The 21137-nt window shown below is 68.5% G+C and carries 20 protein-coding genes; 3 read left to right on the forward strand and 17 right to left on the reverse strand.

The genetic code is table 11. The annotated features are described in order from the left end of the window. Nucleotides 1–76: 76 nt before the first annotated feature. From AB4Y74_RS09275 to AB4Y74_RS09330, 12 genes are all read right to left on the reverse strand, one after another. Entirely contained in the window at nucleotides 77–520 is a 444-nt protein-coding gene (locus AB4Y74_RS09275; RefSeq protein ID WP_441798802.1) for a type II 3-dehydroquinate dehydratase, read from the reverse strand. Continuing rightward, nucleotides 517–1596 (reverse strand): 3-dehydroquinate synthase, encoded by a 1080-nt coding sequence (aroB, locus tag AB4Y74_RS09280; protein WP_441798803.1) that lies wholly within the window; start codon nucleotides 1594–1596, stop codon nucleotides 517–519. The genes AB4Y74_RS09275 and aroB overlap by 4 nt, the downstream gene beginning before the upstream one ends. Continuing rightward, the gene (locus AB4Y74_RS09285; protein ID WP_441798804.1) at nucleotides 1593–2108 is read right to left on the reverse strand and encodes a shikimate kinase; all 516 of its coding nucleotides are present in this window, start codon (nucleotides 2106–2108) and stop codon (nucleotides 1593–1595) included. The genes aroB and AB4Y74_RS09285 overlap by 4 nt, the downstream gene beginning before the upstream one ends. Nucleotides 2109–2113: 5 nt before the next feature. Continuing rightward, nucleotides 2114–3322 carry a chorismate synthase gene (gene aroC, locus AB4Y74_RS09290; protein ID WP_441798805.1) on the reverse strand — a complete coding sequence of 403 codons (1209 nt, stop codon included), beginning with the start codon at nucleotides 3320–3322 and terminating at the stop codon, nucleotides 2114–2116. A 40-nt stretch (nucleotides 3323–3362) separates the two neighbouring features. Continuing rightward, complete coding sequence (locus AB4Y74_RS09295) at nucleotides 3363–4559, reverse strand: shikimate dehydrogenase (RefSeq protein WP_441798806.1); 1197 nt, start codon at nucleotides 4557–4559, stop codon at nucleotides 3363–3365. Beyond that, nucleotides 4552–6144, reverse strand: a complete 1593-nt coding sequence (mltG, locus tag AB4Y74_RS09300; protein ID WP_441798807.1) for an endolytic transglycosylase MltG — start codon at nucleotides 6142–6144, stop codon at nucleotides 4552–4554. Before mltG ends, AB4Y74_RS09295 begins: the two co-directional genes overlap by 8 nt. Before the next feature lies 1 nt (nucleotide 6145). Continuing rightward, nucleotides 6146–6613, reverse strand: a complete 468-nt coding sequence (gene ruvX, locus AB4Y74_RS09305) for a Holliday junction resolvase RuvX (RefSeq protein WP_441798808.1) — start codon at nucleotides 6611–6613, stop codon at nucleotides 6146–6148. A 6-nt stretch (nucleotides 6614–6619) separates the two neighbouring features. Next, on the reverse strand, nucleotides 6620–9277 hold the full coding sequence (gene alaS / locus AB4Y74_RS09310) for an alanine--tRNA ligase (protein ID WP_441798809.1): 2658 nt from the start codon (nucleotides 9275–9277) through the stop codon (nucleotides 6620–6622). Nucleotides 9278–9317: 40 nt separating this feature from the next. Further along, nucleotides 9318–9509: a hypothetical protein gene (locus AB4Y74_RS09315; protein ID WP_441798810.1), complete on the reverse strand. Its 192-nt coding sequence runs from the start codon at nucleotides 9507–9509 to the stop codon at nucleotides 9318–9320. Nucleotides 9510–9568: 59 nt separating this feature from the next. Next, a complete protein-coding gene (locus tag AB4Y74_RS09320) occupies nucleotides 9569–9970 on the reverse strand; it encodes a DUF948 domain-containing protein (RefSeq protein ID WP_441798811.1) in 402 nt (133 codons plus the stop codon). 138 nt (nucleotides 9971–10108) lie between these two features. Beyond that, nucleotides 10109–10732, reverse strand: a complete 624-nt coding sequence (rpsD, locus tag AB4Y74_RS09325) for a 30S ribosomal protein S4 (RefSeq protein ID WP_441786164.1) — start codon at nucleotides 10730–10732, stop codon at nucleotides 10109–10111. 187 nt (nucleotides 10733–10919) lie between these two features. Further along, the gene (locus AB4Y74_RS09330) at nucleotides 10920–12260 is read right to left on the reverse strand and encodes a replication-associated recombination protein A (RefSeq protein ID WP_441798812.1); all 1341 of its coding nucleotides are present in this window, start codon (nucleotides 12258–12260) and stop codon (nucleotides 10920–10922) included. 159 nt (nucleotides 12261–12419) lie between these two features. Here AB4Y74_RS09330 and AB4Y74_RS09335 point away from each other — a divergent pair, with 159 nt between their 5' ends. The 3 genes from AB4Y74_RS09335 to AB4Y74_RS09345 all read left to right on the forward strand — a co-directional run bounded on the left by AB4Y74_RS09335 (nucleotide 12420) and on the right by AB4Y74_RS09345 (nucleotide 15182). Beyond that, nucleotides 12420–13199, forward strand: a complete 780-nt coding sequence (locus AB4Y74_RS09335) for a peptidylprolyl isomerase (RefSeq protein WP_441798813.1) — start codon at nucleotides 12420–12422, stop codon at nucleotides 13197–13199. A 76-nt stretch (nucleotides 13200–13275) separates the two neighbouring features. Then, nucleotides 13276–14505: a DUF349 domain-containing protein gene (locus tag AB4Y74_RS09340; protein ID WP_441798814.1), complete on the forward strand. Its 1230-nt coding sequence runs from the start codon at nucleotides 13276–13278 to the stop codon at nucleotides 14503–14505. 101 nt (nucleotides 14506–14606) lie between these two features. Beyond that, nucleotides 14607–15182, forward strand: coding sequence for a type IV toxin-antitoxin system AbiEi family antitoxin (locus AB4Y74_RS09345; protein WP_441798815.1), 576 nt, complete (start codon nucleotides 14607–14609; stop codon nucleotides 15180–15182). Here AB4Y74_RS09345 and AB4Y74_RS09350 read toward each other — a convergent pair. The 5 genes from AB4Y74_RS09350 to AB4Y74_RS09370 form a co-directional block, all read right to left on the reverse strand. Continuing rightward, nucleotides 15169–17415 carry a RelA/SpoT family protein gene (locus AB4Y74_RS09350; protein WP_441798816.1) on the reverse strand — a complete coding sequence of 749 codons (2247 nt, stop codon included), beginning with the start codon at nucleotides 17413–17415 and terminating at the stop codon, nucleotides 15169–15171. The two genes, AB4Y74_RS09345 and AB4Y74_RS09350, sit on opposite strands and share 14 nt — an antisense overlap. A 54-nt stretch (nucleotides 17416–17469) precedes the next feature. After that, nucleotides 17470–17853, reverse strand: a complete 384-nt coding sequence (locus AB4Y74_RS09355; RefSeq protein WP_441798817.1) for a rhodanese-like domain-containing protein — start codon at nucleotides 17851–17853, stop codon at nucleotides 17470–17472. A gap of 9 nt (nucleotides 17854–17862) precedes the next feature. Further along, nucleotides 17863–18882, reverse strand: coding sequence for a protein translocase subunit SecF (gene secF, locus AB4Y74_RS09360; RefSeq protein ID WP_441798818.1), 1020 nt, complete (start codon nucleotides 18880–18882; stop codon nucleotides 17863–17865). After that, the gene (gene secD, locus AB4Y74_RS09365; RefSeq protein WP_441798819.1) at nucleotides 18882–20612 is read right to left on the reverse strand and encodes a protein translocase subunit SecD; all 1731 of its coding nucleotides are present in this window, start codon (nucleotides 20610–20612) and stop codon (nucleotides 18882–18884) included. Before secD ends, secF begins: the two co-directional genes overlap by 1 nt. 64 nt (nucleotides 20613–20676) lie before the next feature. Beyond that, on the reverse strand, nucleotides 20677–21102 hold the full coding sequence (locus AB4Y74_RS09370) for a preprotein translocase subunit YajC (RefSeq protein WP_441798820.1): 426 nt from the start codon (nucleotides 21100–21102) through the stop codon (nucleotides 20677–20679). Between the last annotated feature and the right edge of the window lie 35 nt (nucleotides 21103–21137).

The following is a 21137-nucleotide window of genomic DNA, read 5'->3' on the forward strand; positions in this document are numbered from 1 at the left end:
ATTCAGGTGGTCGCCGCGCTCCCTCAGGGGCGGCCCACGACGGGGCGCGCGCAGCGGCCCCACAAGATTCTAGACGTCAGCGCCCGTTTCGGCGAATGAACGCCAGGGCCAGCCGGTATGACTCGAAGCCGAACCCGGCGATGACGCCGGTCGCCACCGCGCTGATGACACTGGTGTGCCGGAACTCCTCGCGGGCGTGCGGATTCGACAGGTGCACCTCGATCACGGTGCCCCCGGCCTTCGTGACGAGGGAGACCGCATCCCGCAGCGCGAAGCTGTAATGCGTCCAGGCGCCGGCGTTCAGGATGACGGGGGCACCCGAGTCCGCGGCCTCGTGCAGCCAGCCGAGCAGCTCGCCCTCGTCGTCGGTCTGCCGGAGGTCGATGGCGTCGCCCTCGGCGTCTTCTTGCAGCAGCGCGCGGAGGTCGTCGAGCGTTCCCGAGCCGTAGACGTCGGGCTCGCGCGTGCCGAGTCTGCCCAGGTTCGGGCCGTTGAGAACGAGAATGCCCGTCGTGGTCATGAACCCACCTCCTGGTATGCGGCGAACAGCAAGCTCTGGTCCGGGCCGGCCAGCACGGTCGGGCGGCCCACATCGTCGAGCACGATGAAGCGCAGCATACTGCCCCGCGTCTTCTTGTCGCGCTGCATGGTCGCGAGCAGCGTCTGCCAGCGGCCGAGTGGATACGACACCGGCAGGGTGAGCGACTCCAGGATGCGGCGGTGCCGGTCCACGGCGTCGTCACCGAGGCGGCCGCTCAGGCGCGCCAGCTCGGCGGCGAACACCATCCCGACGGAGACCGCCGCGCCGTGCCGCCACTGGTAGCGTTCGGCGTGTTCGATCGCGTGGCCGAGCGTGTGACCGTAATTGAGGATCTCGCGCAGGCCCTGCTCCGTGAAGTCCTCCCCGACGACCCGTGCCTTGATGCCGATGGACAGTTCGACGAGTCTGCGGAACTCCGGCGACTCCGGGTCGGTCGCCCGCTCGACGTCCGCTTCCAGGGTGTCCAGGATCTCCGGCTCCGCGATGAAGCCGTACTTGACGACCTCGGCGAAGCCGGCGAGCAACTCATTGCGCGGGAGCGACGTGAGCGTGTCCAGGTCGCAGATCACGGCGGCAGGGGCGTAGAAGGCGCCGACCAGGTTCTTGCCCTCTGCCGTGTTGATGCCGGTCTTGCCGCCGACCGCCGCATCCACCATCCCCAGCAGCGTCGTCGGAACCTGGATGAGCTTCACACCGCGCAGCCAGGTGGCCGCAACGAAACCCGCGAGGTCGGTGACCGCTCCCCCGCCGAAGCCGATGACAGCGTCGGAGCGGGAGAAGTCGGCCTGGCCCATGATCTGCCAGAGGAACGAGGCGACCTCGACGCGCTTGGCGGCCTCCGCATCCGGAATCTCCGCCAGCAGCACCTCGTACCGGTCGACCAGCGATTCGCGCAGTTCGGCTGCCGCCGCGCCCAACGTCGGCGGGTGCACGACCAGGACCTTCCGGACTCCGGTGCCGAGGAAGGGGGCGAGGTCGTAGCGCAGCCCACGCCCCACCAGGACGGGGTAGGGCTCCGTTCCCGAGACGACGATCTCGGTGGGTGCGTCGGTCATGCGTGTCCTTCTTTCTCCGCGCCGGTGACCCAGGCGGCGATCTCCGCCACGATGGTGTCGATCGGCCGGGACGACGTGTCGGCGGTGTAGTCGGCGAGCGAGCGGTAGAGGTCGCTGCGCGACGCGACCAGTCGTTTCCACGACTCCAGGTCCGTCACCAGCGGACGCTTGCCGTTGGTGATGCGCTGGGCGATGGCCTCCGGGCGGACGGTGAGCAGCACCACCCGTGCTTCAGCGAGGTCGGCCTGAGTCTCCGGATCGAGCACGGCTCCGCCGCCGAGTGAGATGACGCCGGGCTCGCGGAGCGCCTGCGCCACCGCGGCGCGCTCGAGTTCGCGGAAGTACGGCTCGCCGTGGGCGGAGAAGATCTCGGGGATCGGCCCGTGCGCCGCGACCACGACGGCGTCGGTGTCGACGAACGGCAGACGGAGCCGTTTCGCGAGCTTCTTTCCGACCCGTGACTTGCCCGCGGCCGGCGGACCGATGAGCGCGATGGTGTCCCGCGAGGTCACGGCGCTCAGGCGTACGGAGCGCTCGTGCGCTCCGTCGTGAGGTTCTGCGGGATGCTGTCGAGGTAGCCGCGGAGGTTGCGTGCCGTCTCGGTGACGGAGTCGCCGCCGAACTTCTCGAGCACCGCGTTCGCCAGCACGAGGGCGACCATGGCCTCGGCGACCACGCCCGCAGCCGGGACGGCACAGACGTCGGACCGCTGGTGGTGCGCCGGCGCGGCCTCGCTGGTGGACACATCCACCGTGCGCAGCGCGTGCGGGATGGTCGCGATCGGCTTCATGCCGGCACGGACACGGAGCACGCCACCGGTGCTCATCCCGCCTTCCGTGCCGCCCGCCTTGTCGCTGGTGCGGACGATCGTGCCGTCCTCGGCCAGCAGCTCGTCATGCGCCTGCGAACCGCGACGGGTGGTGGTCAGGAACCCGTCGCCGATCTCGACACCCTTGATCGCCTGGATGCCCATGAGGGCGGCGGCGAGCTGCGCGTCGAGCTTGCGGTCCCAGTGCACGTGCGAGCCGAGTCCCGGCGGGAGGCCGTACGCGAGCACCTCGACGACGCCGCCGAGCGTGTCGCCGTCCTTGTGGGCGGCGTCCACCTCCTCGACCATCCGCTCGGAGGTCGCGGGGTCGAAGCAGCGCAGCGGGTCGGCGTCGAGCGTGTCGACGTCGGACGGGCGCGGCAGCGGCGCGTCCTCCGGCACCCGGACAGGGCCGATCGCGAGCGTGTGACTGACCAGGGTGACGCCGAGCTCGTTCAGGAACGCCTTGGCGATCGCGCCCAGGGCGACGCGGGCGGCCGTCTCGCGGGCGCTGGCGCGCTCCAGGACGGGACGGGCTTCGTCGAAACCGTACTTCTGCATCCCGACCAGGTCGGCGTGCCCGGGACGCGGACGCGTCAGCGGGGCGCCCCGACCGGAATCGAGGATGGCCGGGTCGACAGGCTCGGGGCTCATCACATCCACCCACTTGGGCCACTCGGTGTTGCCGACGCGCAGGGCGATCGGGCTGCCGAGGCTGAAGCCGTGGCGCACACCGCCGGAGATGTCCAGCGCGTCCTGCTCGAACTTCATACGCGCGCCCCGGCCGTAGCCGAGCTTGCGGCGCGCCAGGTCGCCGCGGATGGCGTCGAGAGACACCGGGACCCCGGCGGGAAGACCCTCCAGGACGGCGATGAGTTCGGGGCCGTGGGATTCCCCGGCGGTGAGCCAACGAAGCATGCTTCGATTCTGGCACAATGCGCTGAAGCTACCCGCCCGGTCAGTCCTCCAGCGGGGCGCCCTGCTCGTCGATGCCGACCGCGTCCAGCATGGCCGCGAGAACCTCCGCCTCGTCCTGCAGCGGCTGGAGCGGGTCGCCCGAGACGAAGATCCGGACCTGCAGCAGCGCCTGGTGCGCCAGCATGGCGAGACCCGACACGACGCGGCCGCCCACCGACTCCCACTGGCGCGCCAGCGGAGTCGGCCAGGGCTCGTAGGCCACATCGAACAGCAGGGACCGGCGGCGGGTGGAGTCGGTGTACACGGCTTCCGTGATCGTGCCGCCCGGCAGGGTGCTGAGGACGACATCGGGGACGTCGAGCGAACGGTCCGCCTGCGAGAACGGACGGACCCGCACCCGGAGGCCGAGCTCGTTGGCGAGCGGGTCGATCCACTCGCTGCGGGCGAGGTCGCGGACGTGCACGTCCACGCGCTCGGCGCCGAGCTCGGCGGCAGCCACCAGAGCCGACGCGGCCGTCGCTCCCCCGCCGAGGATGTGCACGTAGCGCGCGCCGTCGAGTCCGGCGGCGTGCAGGGCGCGGACGATCCCGGCGACATCGGTGTTGAAGCCCCGGAGGTTCTCGCCGTCGAGCAGGACGGTGTTCGCACCTCCGGTCTGACCGGCGATGCGGTCCGTCTCCGCGAGGAGTGGAAGGACGGCCTTCTTCAGCGGCATCGTCAGGGAGAGGCCGCGCCATTCAGGCCCGAGACCCTCGATGAAGTCCGGAAGCCCCTCCTCGGTGACGTCGACGGCCTCGTAGGACCAGTCGAGGCCCAGAGCGTCATAAGCGGCGCGGTGGAGCTCCGGAGACCGGGAATGTCCGATCGGCGAGCCCAGCACCGCGAGGCGGCGGCCGGGAGCTTTGGGCTTGCGCGGCTTCGCCGGCGTCTTGGCTGCAGCCTTGGCCGGGGCGGGCTTGGTCGCGACCGCGGCGTCCGCCTCGGGTTCGGCTTCGTCCTCCGGCTCTTCGCGCTCGGCGGCCTCCTCCGCCTCAGCGACGGCAGCCTCCTCGGCCTGCGCCTGGCGCTCCGCCTCGACGAGCTGCGCGATCCCGGCCTCCGCCGAGGCTTCCGACAGACCGTCCTCGACGGCCGCCTCGCCGTCCACGACCTCGTCCGTCTCCGGCACCGCGTCGTCCTCGAGCACGATCGGCTCGGCCGCATCCTCATCGCGCGCACGCTTGCTGGAGTCACTCATAGCCGGGGTTGTCCTTCATCCACTGCTGCCATTTCTCCACTGCGGCGTCATGCTCGGCCTGAGTGGTGGAGAAGATCGTCTCGCCCGTCTGGAGGTTCCACGTCACGAAGTACATCCACGTGCCGTCGGCGGGATGCTGCACCGCGTTGATCGCCAGGTCGCCCGGGTTCGAGATCGGCCCGACCGGCAGCCCCGGGTGAACGTACGTGTTGTACAGGTTGGCCGGGTCCGCCCTCTCGGCGTCCGTCGTCGTCACCCTGTCCGTGTGGCCCGTGCCGTAGGCGACCGTCGCGTCGGACTGGAGGTCCCAGCCTTGCGCTATCCGGTTCAGGAACACCCGTGCCACCTTGGGGTAGTCGTCCTTGAGGCCGGCCTCTCGCTGCACGACCGACGCCAGTACGACGGTGTTCCACCGGTTCGCGGGCGCGACACCCGCCTCGTCCAGCGACTGGAACATCCGGTCGACCATGGTCTTGATCGCCTGCTGCGCCGTTGTGCCGGGAGCGAAGGTGTACGTCGCCGGGAAGAGGAAGCCCTCCAACGACTTGGCCTCGGGCGGCAGGCCGTAGGCCGCGGGGTTCGCGGAGGCGGCCTGGAGGTCGGCCAGCGGGATCTTGGTCGAGTCCGCGACCGTCTGCAGAATGTCTTTCTCCGCCGTCCCCTCGGGGATGACGGCCGTGTTCTCGACCCGGGAACTGGAATCCTGCAGCGCGGCCAGTGCCGCTGCGGCGCTCATCTGCTTGGCGAGTTTGAACACCCCGGGCTGGAACTGCGCCTCGGGCTTCTGCCGCAGCAGGAGGGAGTAGAAGGCGTCGGACGTCTTCACCACGCCGGCCTTCGCCAGGTTGTCCGAGATCGTCGAGCCATCGTCTCCGGACTTGATCGTGAACATGACCTCGCCCGTGCCGCTGCCCTTGTAGTCGTTCTCGGGCGGGAACAGCGCATTCTGCACCTTGGCGATCTGGGGCTGGAAGATGGCGTACGCGCCACCGGCCATGCCGCCCAGGATGCCGAGGATCACGATCGTGACGATCAGGCGTTTGATCCACCGCCGCTTCTTCTTCGGCGGCTCGTCATGCGACAGGTAGTTCTGCTGCCGCCACGCGAGCGGATGCCCGTCCTGAGCGGTCTCGTCTTCGGTGTCCTCGAGCACTCCGAACACAGTACGCGCAGGATGGTCGTGGTGCGAGGACGTGTGCTCGTCGGCCCCGTGACGGGCCGCCACACCGACCGGCTGCGGCTCTTCGACCTGCGAAATCGGACCGGTGATGACCGCATCGAAATCGAGGCCGGCGAGGGCGGCGCGGTCGGCCGACGATTCCATGGTCGGCGTCGGAGAGGAGATCGGGGCTCCGTCGTGGATCGGCTCGGGAGCGAGAGACGGGTTGTCGGGTGCCGTCTGCACTTCGCGCTCCTGCGCCTCACGAGCCTGCGCCTCGCGGGCCGCGCGGGCCTCCCGCCTGGTCATCGGCGGACGCTCGTCACCCGGGGTCGCGTCCGGTGCGGGTGCCTGCTCGGGCGCCGGCGGACGGTTCACGGCCGGGAAAACGGGCGGCTCCGGCCGCTCCTGGGGGTTCTGAGACAAGCTACTGTCCAATGCTCGTTTCGACGGTGTCACCCGGCGGACGGCCTGTGGCCCGTTCCGCGTCGAGGGCGTGCTGCAAAATTATCGTGGCCGCGACCTGATCCACCACCGGACGCGCCTTCTTCGTGTTCCTGCCCGACGCGCGTAGCGCCTGGGTCGCCGACACTGTCGACAGGCGCTCGTCGACCAGACGGACAGGAACGCCGGCTTCGGCGGCCAGCGCCTCGGCGAAACCGATCGCGTCCGCCGTGGAGGCGGTGTGCGCGCCGGAGAGCGCCAGCGGTAACCCGACGATAACCTCGAAGGCTCCGAGTTCCCCGACGATCTCCGTGATCCGGCGCCGATCCGCAGCATCTTTGGAGCGGGCGACCGTCTCCACCGGGGTGGCCAGCATCCCGTGGAGGTCGGACCGGCTCACACCGATCCTCACCTTCCCGACGTCGACGCCGATCCGGACCCCGTTGCGCACGCGGTGCTATCCGATCGCCGACACGACCGCGCTCAACGCCGCCGGGATCGCGTCCGCGTCCGTGCCGCCGCCCTGAGCCAGGTCGGCCTTTCCGCCGCCACCGCCACCGAGCACACCGGCCGCCGACTTGGCGAGCGCGCCCGCGTTGACGCCTGCGTCACGTGCCGCCTGGTTGGTCGCGACGATGACGACCGGCTTTCCGCCGGCCCGAGCAGCCAGGGCGACCGTCGCCGCATCCGACCCGAGCCGCTCGCGCACCGTGGTGACCAGCAGGCGCAGGTCGTCCGCCGTGTTGAGCGAGCCGGCATCCTCCGCCACGACCATCACGGAGCCGCGACGCGTCGCCGACTGCACGAGCCCCGGCACCTTGTCGAGCACTGCGCGTGCCTCGAACGCCTGGATGCGCTTCTCGGCCGCCTTGAGGTTCGCCATCAGGTCGGCGATCTTCTCCGGGAGCTGTTCGCGCGGCGTCTTGAGCGAGCCCGACAGCTGCGACACGATGGTCCGCTCCACCGCGAGGTCCTTGAACGCCTCCAAGCCGACCAGCGACTCGACGCGGCGGTTCGTGGAACCGACCGACGACTCGCTGACCAGGTTGATCATCCCGATCTCGGAGCTCGTCGAGACGTGGGTGCCCGCGCAGAGTTCGCGCGACCAGGGGCCGCCGATGTCGACGACGCGCACGACGTCTCCGTACTTCTCCCCGAACAGGGCCATGGCGCCGAGAGACTTGGCCTCGGCCAGCGGCAGCTCGCGCGTGGTGACTTCGAGGTTCTGCCGGATGGCGCTGTTCGAGATCTCCTCGATCTCGCTGCGCGTCTCGGCGGAGAGCGCCTGGTTCCACGAGAAGTCGAGCCGCAAGTAGCCGGCCTTGTTGTACGAGCCGGACTGGTGCGCGTTCGAGCCGAGCACCTGACGCAGCGCCGCGTGGATGATGTGGGTGCCGGAGTGCGCCTGCCGCGCACCGCGGCGGTAATCCGCGTCCACCAGGCTCGTTGCGGGTGCGCCCACGCCGACCTCGCCGTTGCGGACCAGGACCTTGTGGCTGATCAGGCCCTTGACGGGCTTCTGCACGTCGAGCACTTCGAGCTCGTAGCCGGGGCCGACGATCGTTCCGGCGTCCGCATCCTGACCGCCGGACTCCGCGTACAGCGCGGTGGCGCCGAGGATGATCTCCGCGACCTGACCCTCGCGCGCCCGGTCGACCGAGCGACCGTCGACGATGAGCCCGAGCACGCTCGACTCCGTCTCCAGCTCCGTGTAGCCCGTGAAGACCGTCTCACCGAGCGAGCGGAAGGCGCTGTAGACCGACAGGTCGGCCAAGGCGGTCTTCTTCGCCTTCGCGTCCGCCTTGGCGCGCGAGCGCTGGTCGGACATCAGCTTGTCGAACGCGGTGCGGTCGACGGTCAGGCCCGCCTCCTCCGCCATCTCCAGCGTGAGGTCGATCGGGAAGCCGTAGGTGTCGTGCAGCAGGAACGCGGTGTCGCCGGCCAGCTGCTTGCGGCCCTCCTTCTGCGTCGTCGCGACGGCGGTGTCGAGGATGCTCGTGCCCGCGGCGAGCGTGCGCAGGAACGTCTCCTCCTCTGCATACGCCAGCTGCGAGATCCGATCGAACTCGGTCCCGACCTCCGGGTACGCCGCCTTCATGGCGTCGCGCGAGGCCGGGAACAGCTCCGGGAACGTCGCCGTCTCGACACCGAGCAGGCGCATCGCGCGCACCGTGCGGCGCATCAGGCGGCGCAGCACGTAACCGCGGCCCTCGTTCGACGGCGTCACGCCATCGGCCATCAGCATCAGGGCGCTGCGGACGTGGTCGGCGACCACCCGGAGCCGCACGTCGTCCTCGTGCGCCTCGTTGCCGTACGGCTTGCCGGCGAGCTCGGCAGCGCGGTCGAGCACCGGCCGCACCTGGTCGATCTCGTACATGTTGTCGACGCCCTGCTTGATGAACGCGACGCGCTCGAGCCCCAGGCCGGTGTCGATGTTCTTCTTCGGCAGGTCGCCGAGGATGTCGAAGTCTTTCTTGCCGTCACCCTCGCCGCGGAGGTACTGCATGAAGACGAGGTTCCAGATCTCGACATAGCGGTCGTCGTCCGTCGCCGGGCCGCCGTCGATGCCGTAGGCGGGGCCGCGGTCGAAGAAGATCTCCGAGCAGGGTCCGGCAGGACCCGGCTGGCCGGTCGACCAGTAGTTGGTGTCCTTGCCGAGGTCCTGGATGCGCTCGGGCGGGAGGGTGGAGACGCGCTGCCAGATCTCGCGCGCTTCGTCGTCCTCCTCGTAGACCGTGACCCACAGATCCTTCGGGTCGAAGCCCAGGCCGCCCTCGTCCTCCGACGTGGTCAGCAGATCCCACGCGAACGTGATGGCCTGCTCCTTGAAGTAGTCGCCGAACGAGAAATTGCCGGCCATCTGGAAGAACGTGCCGTGGCGGGGCGTCTTTCCGACCTCGTCGATGTCGAGCGTCCGGATGCACTTCTGCACACTCGTCGCACGCGGGAACGGCGCGGGGACGACGCCGGTCAGATACGGGACGAACGGCACCATTCCGGCGACCGTGAACAGCAGCGACGGGTCGTCGCTGACCAGGGAGGCGGAGGGGACGACGGTGTGACCGCGCTGCGCGAAGAAGTCGAGCCAGCGGCGGTGGATTTCAGCAGTCTGCATGGTTTCCGGTCGATCGGGTCTGGGTGAGGAGGACGGGGCGTCAGTCGCCCTGAATGGCCGAACGGATCTCGGCCTCGCGCTGCCGGTAGCCGTCGGAGATGGCCTCGCCGAAATCGCGCGCCTTCTGGTCCATGTTGGTGAAGAATTCGCGACCTTTTTTGGTCTCGTTGACCTGGTGGGCGACGGTGAAGCCGATGGCGACACCGATGAGCAGCCACAGGAAACTCTTCATGCTGATCCTCCCTCTCTGGACGACGCCACGCGCGGGCGCGCGGCGCACGAGAATCAAGTCTAGTGGGAGTCGCCGCGCCTGCTCCGGGAAGAGGCGGAGTCACGCGAGGCGAACCCGCCTGCCGCCTTGAAGGCCGCACGCGCGGCCGCGCTGAATCCGGCCAGCTTGATCAGCGGACCGCCGACCGTCGCGGCGAAGAGGGCGACCAGCGAGGAGACGTTGCCCGTCACATCCGCGACGTTCTTCGTGATCACGTCGACCCGGGCGAGCTGCTTGTTCGTCTCCTGCAGCGTCGTCGCGGTCTCGTCGAGGATCGGCGTGATGCCGTCGCTCGCCTCCTTGATCGCGTCACGCGTCGAGTCGAGCACGCGCCCCAGCTTGAGCAGCGGGATGGCGATGAAGCCGACGAGGACCGCGAACACGACGGCCGCGATCAACCCTGCGATGTCTCCACCGGACATGTGGGCTCCTTCCATTCCGCCACGGGCATACCGGTCAAGCGTAGCCGTATGCGCGGGTCTCGGGAACGGACGGCGGAACGAGGAACGGGGCCGCGGCATGATGCCGCGACCCCGTTCCGGGAGTGAAGACGCTGAGCCTTAGCGGGCCGCGTAGTACTCGACGACCAGCTGGACCTCGCAGGTCACGGGGACCTCGGCACGCTTCGGGCGGCGAACGAGGCGCGCCTGGAGCTTGTCGATCTCGACCTCGAGGTAGCCCGGGGTCTTCGGGAGGACGTCGAGGTGGCCACCGGCGGCCGCGACCTGGAAGGGCTCGGTGCCCTCGGAGCGGGCCTTGACGTGGATGAGCTGACCCGGCTTGACGCGGAACGACGGGCGGTCGACGAGCTGGCCGTCCACGAGGATGTGGCGGTGCACGACGAACTGACGGGCCTGCGTGATGGTGCGGGCGAAGCCGGCACGGAGCACGAGGGCGTCGAGACGCATCTCGAGGAGCTCGACCAGGTTCTCACCGGTCAGGCCCTTGGTGCGGCGGGCCTCTTCGAAGGCGATCTTGATCTGCTTCTCGCGGATGCCGTACTGGGCACGCAGGCGCTGCTTCTCGCGAAGACGCACCGCGTAGTCGGAGTCGGCCTTGCGCTTGGTGCGGCCGTGCTCACCCGGAGCGTAGGGGCGCTTCTCCATGTAGCGCGCCGCCTTCGGGGTGAGCGGGATGCCCAGGGCCCGCGACTCGCGGGTCTTGCTGCGGGAACGTGAAGACACGGTTTCCTTTCGGTTTCTCTCTGAAGTATGTGGACGCGGGCGCACGCGCGTCTAATGACGCATCGCCCGCAGAGAGAGGGATTGTCGCCAGGGACGCCCGGCTACAGGGCCAGTCCCGTCGAAGATGTGAACGTGGCAGCCGCACCCCGGACACACTTCTAGGCGGATCAATAATAGCAGAGGACGATCAGCGTCCGCGCACGATGCGGCGCAGCTTCGCGAGCCGCGCGGAGACGTCCCGTTCATTGCCGTGCTCCGTCGGTGTGTAGTAGGTCGTACCGTCGAGTTCGTCGGGCAGGTACTGCTGTTCGAGGACCCCGAGCGCGTCGTCGTGCGGGTATTTGTAGCCCTTGCCGTGTCCCAGCCGCTTCGCGCCCGAATAGTGCGCGTCGCGCAGGTGCTTCGGCACGCGGCCGATCTTGCCGGCGCGCACGTCGGCGATCGCCGCATCCAACGCCATGTACGCCGCGTTCGACTTGGGAGCGGTCGCCAGGTGCACGACGGCCTGAGCGAGAGGGATGCGACCCTCGGGCATCCCGATCATCTGCACGGCGTCGGCGGCGGCGATCGCGATCACGAGCGCCTGCGGGTCGGCCATCCCGATGTCTTCCGACGCCAGCACGATGATGCGCCGGGCGATGAAGCGCGGGTCCTCCCCCGCCTCGATCATGCGGGCGAGATAGTGCAGCGAGGCGTCGACGTCGGAGCCCCTGACAGACTTGATGAAGGCGCTGATCACGTCGTAGTGCTCGTCGCCGTTGCGGTCGTAGCGCAGGAGCGCTCGGTCGACGGCCTGCGCGACCAGCTCGACCGTGATCACCGGCTTCTTCTTGGAGGTGGCCGGCGTCGACGACGCGGCGGTGACCGAAGCGGCCTCGAGCGCCGTCAGCGCACGCCGTGCGTCGCCCGACGCCAGGCGGACCAGGGCGGCACGAGCCTCCGGGTCGAGCGTGTACTGACCGCCGAGTCCGCGCTCGTCGCTCACCGCGCGATCGACGACGACACCGAGGTCGTCGTCGTTGAGCGTCTCCAGCGTCAGCAGCAGGCTGCGCGAGAGCAGAGGCGAGATGACCGAGAACGACGGATTCTCGGTGGTCGCGGCCACAAGGATGACCCAGCCGTTTTCAACGCCCGGAAGCAGAGCATCCTGCTGCGCCTTGGTGAAACGGTGGATCTCATCGAGGAAGAGGACTGTCGAGACACCGTACAGATCGCGCGTCGAGAGCGCCTCGTCCATCACCAGCCGGACATCTTTCACGCCGGCGGTCACCGCCGACAGCTCGACGAAGCGCCGCCCCGAGGAGTGCGCGATCGCCTGTGCGAGGGTCGTCTTGCCCGTGCCGGGAGGGCCCCAGAGGATGACGGAGACGGAACCGGACTGCCCCTCTTTGTCGGAGGCGAGGGCGACGAGCGGCGAGCCGGGCTTCAGGAGGTGACGCTGACCGGCGACCTCGTCGAGCGACTTCGGGCGCATGCGCACCGCGAGCGGAGTCGCTCCCGTCCGGAGCCCAGGTTGCACGTCGACCACTCGTCAAGAGTAGTCGCGACCTCTGACACTCCTGCCCGGGACGCTCATCGTCGGGAAAGGCCGGGTTTGTCCTCCATAGGCGCGGCGGATAAGGTTCTCCATGATCCAGCGGGCGAGGCCTCGCGGACTTCCCCCGTACGGACCGCCGGAGGACTTGAGTTGGCACCGAAGCAGAACGACCGCGAAGCGCGACAGGCCCGCGAGCGGCTCCGCGCCTACCAGGCGCGACAGACCGTCCACGAGCACAAGGTCAAGCGACGCAAGCGTGACAACTGGGTGGCCGGAATCGCCGCCATCGTCATCGTCGCACTGGCCGTGGGCACGCAGCTCCTCTACTTCTCCGCCGGACCGGGGCTCGCCAAGGCATCCGGGTCGCCCTCGCCGACGCCCAGCGCGACGGCGTCCGCCGGCGCCGTACCGCCGAAGACACTCGCCGAGGGCCGCACCTGGACGGGAACGATGACGATCAACGGCATCCCGCTCGGTGTCTCCCTCGATGGTGCCGCCGCCCCGCAGGCCGTCTCGTCCACCGTGTCCCTCGTGCAGAAGAAGTTCTACGACGGGCTCACCTGCCACCGCCTCACGAACGGCGGCTTCTACGTGCTGCAGTGCGGCGACCCCGAGGGCACCGGCAGCGGCGGCCCCGGCTACGAGTACGGCCCGATCGAGAACGCCCCGACCGACAACGTCTACAAGGCGGGAACGATCGCCATGGCGCGGCAGAGCAACAACGCGAGCAGCCAGGGCAGCCAGTTCTTCATCGTCTACGACGACACGACCATCCCGGCCGATCAGGCGGGCGGCTACACGGTCATCGGGCACGTGACCTCCGGCCTCGACGAGCTCAAGAAGCAGGTCACCGACAAGGGTGTCCAGGGTGGCTCGACCGACGGCAAGCCGGCCGTCGCCACCACGATCGAGACCTTCACCCTGCAGTGACCGCGGCACGTGCAATAGGCTGATTCCCACGTGGGGCGGCATCCCGCCCGCATCGCGCAGCAGCAAGGTGAGGCTCTTGGCTACTTCTGAACAGCACCCCTGGGGACGTGTCGACGACACCGGGACCGTGTACGTCCGCGAGGGCGACAGCGAACGCGTCGTCGGCGAATACCCCGACGGCTCGGCCGAAGAGGCGCTCGCCTACTTCACGCGCAAGTACACCGACCTTGCCGGCCAGGTGGGCCTGCTCGAGCAGCGGGCGCGCCGCGGCGCTCCCGCCGCGGATATCGCGAAGTCCGTCGCCAACCTGCGCAAGGCCGTCGACGGCGCCAATGCCGTCGGCGATCTCGCCTCCCTTCTGGCGCGACTGGATGCGCTGGGCGGCACGGTCGAAGAACTGACCGAGCAGCAGACCGCCGAGGCGAAAGCTGCGGTGGACGCTGCGATCGCCGAGCGCACGACCATCGTCGAGCAGGCCGAGGCACTGGCCGCGCAAGACCCTGCCCGCACCCAGTGGAAGACGACGAGCACAGAGCTGGACGCTCTCTTCGCCCGCTGGCAGGCGCACCAGCACGACGGCCCGCGCCTCCCCAAGAACGAAGCCAACGAGCTCTGGAAGCGGTTCCGCGCCGCCCGCGCGACCATCGAGCACAACCGCAAGGCGTTCTTCGCGGAGCTCGACACGCAGCACCGCGACGTCCGCAACCGCAAGAACGCGCTCATCGAAGAGGCCGAGAAGCTTATTCCCCTCGGCGCCGACGGAGTGCCGGAGTACCGCCGTCTGCTCGACCAGTGGAAGGCTGCTGGCCGCGCCGGCAAGAAGAACGACGACGCCCTGTGGGCCCGCTTCAAGGCGGCCGGCGACGCCATCTACTCCGCCAAGGCCGAAGTGGATGCGCGCGACAGCGTCGAGTACGACGCCAATCTCCAGGCCAAGCTCGCCCTTCTCGACGAGGCGGAGCCGCTGCTCAAGGCGACCGACCGCGAGACCGCTCGTGCTCAGCTGCTGTCCATCCAGGAGAGGTGGGATCAGATCGGTCGCGTTCCGCGCGAGCAGGTCCGCCCGATCGAAGACCGCCTCCGTCGGATCGAGACTGCGGTTCGCCGGCTCGATGAGGAGCACTGGGAGAAGAACAACCCAGAGAAGAAGGCGCGCTCGGAGGGTCTGGCCAGCCAGCTCAACGCGGCGATCGCCAAGCTCGAGCACGAGCTGGCAGAAGCGCAGGCATCCGGCGACAGCTCGAAGGTGAAGGCGGCCCAGGAGGCGCTCGACGCCCGCAAAGTCTGGTTGGACGCGCTCGGTTGAGTCGGCTCGGCTGATCCGTCCACAGCTGCGCTGAGCGACGGGTTCTCCCCCGGTTCCGTCGCGCCGGACCGCCCGGAGGCACGCTCGGCGATGCTGGAGGCATGACCTCGGTATCCGCGCCCCTGCTCGACGCGAGCGTGCTCCCCATGGTGGAGCTGCTCGCCCTCTGTCTCGACGGCCACCTGTACCGCGTCGGCGATGCCTTCGCGACGGCGGAAACGCCTGATGGGCCCGAATTGCGCGCGCACGCGTTCGCTCTTTCCGCGCCCACGTGGACCGTCGCCGACCGCGGCTCCGCTGCGTGGATCCATGGCACGCGGTCATCCCCGCCGCCGATCCCCCAGGTGTGCGTGCCGTCGAAACGCCGAGGCCGGGTCTCGTCCCCCATGATCGACGCGTGCCACCGCACCCTCGAGGCAGACGACTCGGTCGTGCTGGGGCCCACGCGGGTGACGACGCCTCTCCGAACCGCTGTCGACCTGATCAGCGTGCCCGGTGCGTTCGACGCCTGCCACGCGCTGGAGGTGCGTCATCTGCTCGCGCTCGCGGACGTCACCCCGGCGGAGTTCGACGACCACCTGCGGGCGAGCCGCCGGAAGGGGTGCGCGCTGGCGCGGAGCCGCGTGCCGACGGTCGCTCGCGCGACACTGCCGAGCGCCGGGGTCAGCCTCCGCTGACGCGGTAGACGTCGTAGACGCCGTCGATACGGCGCACGGCGTTGAGAACCCGGTCGAGGTGGGTGGTGTCGCCCATCTCGAACACGAAGCGGCTCAGTGCCAGTCGGTCGTTCGACGTTGTGACGGTTGCAGAGAGGATGTTCACATGGTGCTCGGACAGCACACGCGTGACGTCGCTGAGGAGGCCCGAGCGGTCGAGCGCCTCGACCTGGATCTGCACCAGGAAGATGCTCTTCGAGCTCGGCGCCCACTCGACGTCGATCATCCGCTCGGGTTCCTGCAGCAGCGACTGCACGTTGTGGCAGTTCGCCTGGTGCACGGAGACGCCCTGCCCCCGAGTGATGAAGCCGACGATCGGGTCACCGGGAACCGGCGTGCAGCACTTGGCGAGCTTGACCAGGATGTCTGGCGCACCGCGCACGAGGACGCCGGAGTCGCTGTTGCGCAGCTGCCGACGCCCCTTGACCGGGATCTCCAGCTCGCTGTCCGACTCGACTTCGGTCTGCAGCGACGCGACGATCTTCTCGATCATCGACTGGGTCGAGACATGTCCCTCGCCGATCGCTGCGTAGAGCGCCGACACATCGGGGTACTTGAGCGACGACGCGACTTCGCCCAGGGCATCCTGCGTCATCAGCTTCTGCAGCGGCAGGTTCTGCTTGCGCATCGCGCGGGCGATCGCATCCTTGCCCTGCTCGATCGCCTCGTCGCGGCGCTCCTTGGTGAACCACTGGCGGATCTTGTTCCGCGCGCGGGGGCTCTTGACGAAGTTCAGCCAGTCCTGGCTGGGGCCGGAGTCCGGGTTCTTCGATGTGAAGATCTCAACGACGTCGCCCGTGTTGAGGCTGCTCTCGAGAGGGACCAGCCGCCCGTTGACCTTCGCGCCCATGGTGCGGTGGCCGACCTCGGTGTGGACCGCGTACGCGAAGTCGACCGGCGTCGCGCCCGCGGGGAGGCCGATGACCCGCCCCTTCGGGGTGAAGACGTAGACCTCTTTCGCGCCGATCTCGAAGCGCAGCGAGTCGAGGAACTCGCTCGGGTCGGCGGTCTCGGCCTGCCAGTCCGAAATGTGCGCGAGCCAGGCGAGGTCCGTGTCGTTCTTTCCTGGGCCACCCGCGCTCTTGCCGGTGGTCTGCTCCTTGTACTTCCAGTGCGCGGCGACACCGAACTCCGCCCGCTGGTGCATCTCCTCGGTACGGATCTGAATCTCGACCGGGCGCCCTTGCGGGCCGATGACGGTGGTGTGGAGCGACTGGTACAGGTTGAACTTCGGGGTCGCGATGTAGTCCTTGAAGCGACCAGGCATCGGAGTCCAGCGCGCATGGATCTGCCCGAGCACCGCATAACAGTCGCGCACGGTGTTCACGAGTACGCGGATACCCACCAGGTCATAGATGTCGTCGAACTCACGACCGCGCACGACCATCTTCTGATAGATCGAGTAATACTGCTTCGGCCGGCCGACGACCTTGCCGCGGATCTTCGCCGACTTCAGGTCGTCGTTGATCGCGTCGATGACCTGCTGCACCAGCCGCTCGCGCTCGGGTGTGCGCTGCTTCACGAGGCTTTCGATCTCGGCGTACAGCTTCGGGTAGAGCACCGCGAACGACAGGTCTTCGAGCTCCCACTTGATCGCCTGGATTCCGAGGCGATGTGCGAGCGGAGCGTAGATCTCGAGCGTCTCCGTCGCCTTGCGGGTCGCCGAAGCGGCCGGCACGAAGCCCCATGTCCGAGCGTTGTGCAGGCGGTCGGCCAGCTTGATGATCAGGACACGGATGTCTTTCGACATCGCCACGATCATCTTGCGCACGGTCTCGGCCTGGGCACTGTCGCCGTACTTGACCTTGTCGAGCTTGGTCACGCCGTCGACGAGCATGGCGATCTCGTCGCCGAACTGGTCGCGCAGCTCGTCGAGGGTGTACTCGGTGTCCTCGACTGTGTCGTGCAGCAGCGCTGCGGCAATCGTCTTGGCACCGATGCCGAGGTCCGCGATGATCTGCGCGACGGCGACCGGATGCGTGATGTACGGCTCACCCGAGCGGCGCTTCTGACCGCGGTGAGCTCGCTCGGCGACCGTGTAAGCCCGCTCGATCAGGGAGAGGTCGGCCTTCGGATGGTGCATGCGCACCGTGCGCATCAGTGTCTCGACGGCGCCCGAGGGCTGGGCCCGCGAGAAGATGCGCGGCACCAGACGGCGCAGGGAAGCGCTCTGCGATGTCGTCGTATCAACCATTCGCGCGCCTCCTGTCGTCCATTATGGCCGCTTTCGGCCACCCCTCTGTCACGGTCAACGCCGCTCGGGCTCGACGATCGCTCCTGGCGTACCGTCGTCCCGTTCGACGGGAGACCCTTCCGCCTGCCACGCGCCCATTCCGCCCGCGACGTTGGCCGCCGGGTAGTTCGCCTCGTTGAGAGCGTCTGTCGCCGTTCGCGATCGGGCGCCGCTGCGGCAGACCACGAGGATCTGCCGGTCCTCGGGCAGCTCGTGCTGGCGCGCCCCGAGCTCGCCGAGCGGGATGTGATGGGCGGCCGGCGCATGGCCGGCCTCCCACTCGTAGGCCTCGCGGACATCGAGCAGCCAGGCCGAGCCGGCATCGGTCAGCTCGCGCGCGAGCGCGGCGGACACCTCGTCCTCGGCCAGGAAACCGGTGGATGCGGAGGCGTCGGTCATCCGGTTCGACTACTCCGCGGCCGTGGCGACGGCATCGGTCTTGATCGTGGCCTTGGGCCGGATCGAGCGGACCTTCTGGTCGTGCTTGCGGATCGCCGCCTCGCCCTCGCGGAACTGCGAGTACATCGGAGCCGCCAGGAAGATCGTCGAATACGTACCGACGATGATGCCGATCAGCAGTGCGAGCGAGATGTCGCGCAGCGTCGCGGCGCCGAGAGCGTAGGCACCGATGAAGAGGATGGACGCGACAGGCAGCACGGCAACGACGGCCGTGTTGATCGACCGCACGAGGGTCTGGTTGACCGCCAGGTTCACCGACTCCGCGAAAGTCCGCCGCGTGAGCTCCAGCTCTTCCTTGGTGTTCTCCCGCACCTTGTCGAACACCACGACGGTGTCGTACAGCGAGTAGCCGAGGATCGTCAGGAAGCCGATCATGGTCGCAGGCGAGACCTCGAACCCGACCAGCGCGTAGACGCCCGCCGTGATGATGAGGTCGTGGAACAGCGACACGATCGCGGCCGCCGACATCTTCCACGTCCGGAAGTACAGCGCCATCGCGATGAACGCGAGCAGGAGGAAGACCACTAGGCCCTGGATGGACTGCTGGGTCACGTCCGCACCCCACGACGGCCCGATGAACGTCGCCGAGACCTCCGACGGGTCTACGCCGTACGCCTTCGCCAGGGCTTCGGAGACGTCGTGCGTCTGCGACTCGGACAGCTGGTCGGTCTGCACGCGAACCGCGTTGTTACCGACCACGCTCACGTGCGAGACAGCGCTCGGCACGACACTGGTGACCGCGGCCTGGGCCTTGTCGGTGTCCGTACTGGACACCTCGCTCACCTGGAACTGCGAACCACCGCGGAACTCGATGGAGAAGTTGAACCCTCCCTTGATGACCGGGACGAGGATCGAGAGCACCACCATGACGGCGGCGATCGAGTACCAGATCTTGCGTCGGCCGACGAAGTCGATCGAGCGCGCCCCGGTGTAGAGGTCGTTACCGAATTTCACGAGACGGCTGGCCATCAGGAATCCTTCCCCTCGGTCGAACGATCCGAGGACGTCGAGGCGCCGGCGAGCTCTGCCGCCTTGCGCTCGGCGATCGTCTGGCGGCGTGCCGCTTCCTTGCTGCTGCGGGCGGCCGTGCCGGCGCCGACGGGGACCGTCGGAGCCCGGAACTTCGCCGCACCGCGGTACACCGCGCCGAGCGCCTCCGGGTCGAGCCCGGACAGCGGGTGGCCGGAGCTGAAGAACTTCGTGCGCGCCAGCAGCTGCAGCGTCGGGTGGGTGAACAGCAGCACCACGATGACGTCGATGATCGTCGTGAGCCCCAGGGTGAACGCGAACCCGCGGACGTTGGCTGCCGCGAGGACGTACAGCACGACTGCGGCCAGGAGGTTGGTCGCCTTCGACGCGTAGATGGTGCGGCGTGCGCGGCCCCACCCGGCTTCGACGGCGGACTCGAGACCACGGCCGTCGCGCAGTTCGTCTCGTATTCGTTCGAAGTAGACGATGAACGAGTCGGCCGTGAAGCCGATCGCGACGATCAGGCCCGCGACACCGGCGAGCGAGAGCCGGTAGTCGTAGTGCCACGACAGGAGGGAGATCGTCAGCCAGGTCAGCACACCGGCCACCACGAGGGAGGTCATCGTGACGAGGCCGAGCAGGCGGTACTGGAAGAAGGTGTAGATGCCGACCAGGATGAGGCCGATGAGCCCCGCGATCAGACCGCTGAGCAGCTGAGCGGTTCCGAGCGTGGCCGAGATCGTGTCCTGGCTCTGCACCTTGAAGCTGAACGGCAGCGCGCCGAACTTCAGCTGATCGGCCAGCGCCTTCGACGTGGTCTCGGTGAAGTTACCCGTGATCTGCGGCTTGCCGTCGGTGATCGCCGCCTGCGTCGTGGGCGCCGAGATGACCTTGCCGTCGAGCACGATGGCGAACTGGTTCTGCGAGCCCTGCAGGGCGACCAGGCGCGTGGTGACGTCGGAGAACGCCTTGGTGCCCGCGTCGTTGAAGACGATGTTCACGGCCCACTGGCCGGTGGTCACGCCCTGCGAGCTCTGCACCAGCCCCGCGCTGGCGTCCTTGATGTCTTGACCCTTGACCTCGACCGGCCCGAGCAGGTACTTGACCTGGTTCTGGTCGTCACAGGTGATGAGGGGCTGATCGGTCGGAGCCGAACTCGAGGTCTTGTTCGCGTTCGCCTTGCAGTCGTAGGCGTCGAACTCCGCCTGCAGCTTCGGAGTGACCCACGCGAGGTCGCTGCCGTTCGTCGGCTTGGTGGACGGCGTGGACTGCAGACCGGGAGCCGGGGTCGGAGCCGGAGTGGACTTACCGTCCGCTCCGACGACCTCGTTGGTCGGACCGCCGGCGACGAGTACCGGGCGGAAGTCGAGACGCGCGCTCGACTTGACGCGGTCGAGTGTCGCCTGGTCCGGCTTGCCGGGCAGCGAGACGACGATGTTTCGCGAGCCCTCGGTCGAGATCTGCGCCTCGGAGACGCCGGACGCGTCGATGCGCTGGCGGATGATCGACACCGCCTGGTCGAGCTGCTCCTGCTGCACCGACTGACCGTTCTCCACCTGCGGCGAGAGGATGATCTGGGTGCCGCCCTCGAGGTCGAGGGCGAGCTTGGGCAGCCAGGTCGCGTTGGAGAACAGGACGCCCGCGGTGAGGGTGCCGAGCAGCACCACCACGAGGACGCCGAGCCACGTCAGCGAACGCCAGGCTTTCTTGACCGGGGTCGACTTTGCCACCTAGGTACTCAGCTTTCTACGAGTGCTCCGGCGCCTCTCGGGCACCGGAGCACAGGAAAATGTGTCAGTCGTCGTTCTGTGAGCGCTTCTTCGACGAGTCATCGAGCCGCTCGCCGTACTCGGGCTGCGCTGCATCGGAGTCGGCGGGGATCGCGTGATCCTCGTTCAGTTCGACGGCAGGTCCGGCGACGACGTCGCCGTCGGTCTCGGTGGGCTCGGCGACCGTGGGTTCGACCACGCGGGCGAGGACCTGACGGTGCACCTTGACGACGTGGCCCGGGCTGGTCTCGATGAGGGCGGTGTTGTCGCTCTCGTCGACGGAGAGGAGGGTTCCGTAGAGACCGAAGTTGGTCATGACCTCAGCCCCCGGCACCATCTTCGAGCGGGTCTCGTCCTGGTCCCGACGCCGCTTGCGGCTGTTCCGGAACATGAAGAAGACGAGGGCCGCCAGAATGACGACCATCACGATGGTCAACGGGTCAAAGGCCATGGGGAGTTGCCGAACCTTTCAATGGGGGGCAAGGG

Origin of the sequence: Leifsonia sp. RAF41, from assembly GCF_052114085.1 — a bacterium.
Lineage (GTDB): Bacteria > Actinomycetota > Actinomycetes > Actinomycetales > Microbacteriaceae > Leifsonia.

Coding starts and splice junctions, on each gene's coding strand:
- AB4Y74_RS09275 (WP_441798802.1), bottom strand. CDS start 520: ATGACCACGACGGGCATTCTCGTTCTCAACGGCCCGAACCTGGGCAGA.
- aroB (WP_441798803.1), bottom strand. CDS start 1,596: ATGACCGACGCACCCACCGAGATCGTCGTCTCGGGAACGGAGCCCTAC.
- aroC (WP_441798805.1), bottom strand. CDS start 3,322: ATGCTTCGTTGGCTCACCGCCGGGGAATCCCACGGCCCCGAACTCATC.
- AB4Y74_RS09295 (WP_441798806.1), bottom strand. CDS start 4,559: ATGAGTGACTCCAGCAAGCGTGCGCGCGATGAGGATGCGGCCGAGCCG.
- alaS (WP_441798809.1), bottom strand. CDS start 9,277: ATGCAGACTGCTGAAATCCACCGCCGCTGGCTCGACTTCTTCGCGCAG.
- AB4Y74_RS09315 (WP_441798810.1), bottom strand. CDS start 9,509: ATGAAGAGTTTCCTGTGGCTGCTCATCGGTGTCGCCATCGGCTTCACC.
- AB4Y74_RS09320 (WP_441798811.1), bottom strand. CDS start 9,970: ATGTCCGGTGGAGACATCGCAGGGTTGATCGCGGCCGTCGTGTTCGCG.
- AB4Y74_RS09345 (WP_441798815.1), top strand. CDS start 14,607: ATGACCTCGGTATCCGCGCCCCTGCTCGACGCGAGCGTGCTCCCCATG.
- AB4Y74_RS09350 (WP_441798816.1), bottom strand. CDS start 17,415: ATGGTTGATACGACGACATCGCAGAGCGCTTCCCTGCGCCGTCTGGTG.
- AB4Y74_RS09355 (WP_441798817.1), bottom strand. CDS start 17,853: ATGACCGACGCCTCCGCATCCACCGGTTTCCTGGCCGAGGACGAGGTG.
- secF (WP_441798818.1), bottom strand. CDS start 18,882: ATGGCCAGCCGTCTCGTGAAATTCGGTAACGACCTCTACACCGGGGCG.
- AB4Y74_RS09370 (WP_441798820.1), bottom strand. CDS start 21,102: ATGGCCTTTGACCCGTTGACCATCGTGATGGTCGTCATTCTGGCGGCC.